Here is a 1,696-nt window from a genome sequence, read left to right as displayed (position 1 = left end):
CCTGAGTTAGGACATTTGGCTTAGTAAGCCACTTTGATGCCGAGGCCGGCCAAGATCTCACGTTGGGGTTCTGGGATTTCTGGTGGGAAGGCCTGGCTGGCATCGTTGATGACGATGGTCGCTGAGCGCAGTGGCCGTAGTTGTTTGATGACGTTGGCGATGGCCAGGCCGCTGCGTTCCTGAATGCAGTGCGCCACAGCGAGAGCGGCGAAGACGATGGTCAGGTGGGCTTCGATGGCCTCGCGGGTGCGGTGGAACATCGGGCGGGCTTCGAGGTCGGTCTTGGACATCCGAAATGAACGTTCGACGTGCCAGAGGTCGTGGTACTTGGCAATCACTTCGGTGGCGGCCATGACCTCGACATCGAGGTTGGTGACGTAGCCCTTCAACCCGACCAGCGATTGCGCTCGGGCCAAGCTTGCTTCGTCGAGGGCGCGTCCACCGGCGGTGGTCTTGACGAACCGGGTTGATTTCGCTGCGCGTTGGCCGCTGATGACTTCCTTGGCCCGGGCCTCCTGGGCGTGCAAGGTCTTCTGATCGCGGCGGGCGCGTTTAGCGGAATACGCCCAGATCGCCCGCCACGCCCCGGCGTGAGTATCGGCGTTCCAGACCGGTTCGGCTCGCTTGTTGGTGTCGTTGACGATGCTCTTGGCGTGCCGGGGTGTGACGGTGTCGATGATCTGTCCATCGGTGAAAACATCACCATTCCAATGGAAATGCGAGGCGAGATCGATCGGCGCCTTCACCGCCCGGGACCCGACGATGAACCCCAACCCGGCCTCATCGAGGGCGGCGAGGTTGGTCGCCGATAGCATGCCGGCATCGGCAGCCACCACCATCGGCGTGTCGCCCAGATTATGGCGGGCGGCGAAGGCGGTGATGATCGGGATCAGGGTGGTGGTTTCGGCGGTGTTGCCGTCAAAGCAGCCGATTTCCAACGGGAACCCGGTGCGATCAACGAGCAGGCCGACCACGATCTGCGGATCGACTCGGCGTTCCTTCGAGTAGCCGACCTTGCGCAGGTCGTCTTCATTTTCGGCCTCGAAATACAGCGTGGTGACGTCGTAGAGCAGCAGGCTCAGGGTGCCGCGGTCGACGGCATGGGTGAAGCACTGGGCGGCGATGGCATCGCGGTAGTTGCCGGTGTTGACCTTGGCGAGGTGACGTTGAATGGTCTTGTAGGACAGGGGTTCTGCACCTAAGTCGGCGAGCACTCGCAGGGAATCCAGCTTGCTGGTGGGCTCGACGATCCGGGCGATCACCAGGTCTCGGAACACCGCATCGTTGACGACGTCGAAGCCCACCCAGTCGTAGATGCCGCCGATGACGTCGTAGAGCAGCCGCGAACTGGTCGCCGCCGTGCGCCCGGGGGTCGCCGCTGCACCCTTGGGGACACCGGCCGACAACGTCAAGGTGCCATGGCGCCAATCCGCTACGTCAGCCACGCGCTGCGTGCGGGCAGGTACCTCGAAGTCCAGGACGTCTTGATCACCAGTGACGATCTGGCGGGCACGCTCGAGCAGCACGCCCAGTTCAGCGTCGGTATGAGCTGATCCGAGGTGTTCGACCACGACGTCGCGGCGCCCGTCTTTGCGCATCACCTGCACTGCCACCGCGCCCGAGGCGGTGCGCACTTTGCGCACGAACACCCACCGGACCCTACCCGCTTAGTAAGCCAGAACCCGACCTGCAGAAA

The 1,696-nt window shown here is 63.3% G+C and carries 1 protein-coding gene; it reads right to left on the bottom strand.

The genetic code is table 11. From position 1 onward, the window contains the following. Positions 1 to 20: 20 nt before the first annotated feature. Positions 21 to 1,598 (bottom strand): IS1634 family transposase, encoded by a 1,578-nt coding sequence (locus tag BKG60_RS13135; RefSeq protein ID WP_083339454.1) that lies wholly within the window; start codon positions 1,596 to 1,598, stop codon positions 21 to 23. Positions 1,599 to 1,696 lie beyond the last annotated feature (98 nt).

The organism is Mycobacterium syngnathidarum, assembly GCF_001942625.1.
Taxonomy (GTDB): domain Bacteria; phylum Actinomycetota; class Actinomycetes; order Mycobacteriales; family Mycobacteriaceae; genus Mycobacterium; species Mycobacterium syngnathidarum.
This window is presented reverse-complemented; position numbering and strand designations above follow the sequence as displayed.

Coding starts and splice junctions, on each gene's coding strand:
- BKG60_RS13135 (WP_083339454.1), bottom strand. CDS start 1,598: ATGCGCAAAGACGGGCGCCGCGACGTCGTGGTCGAACACCTCGGATCA.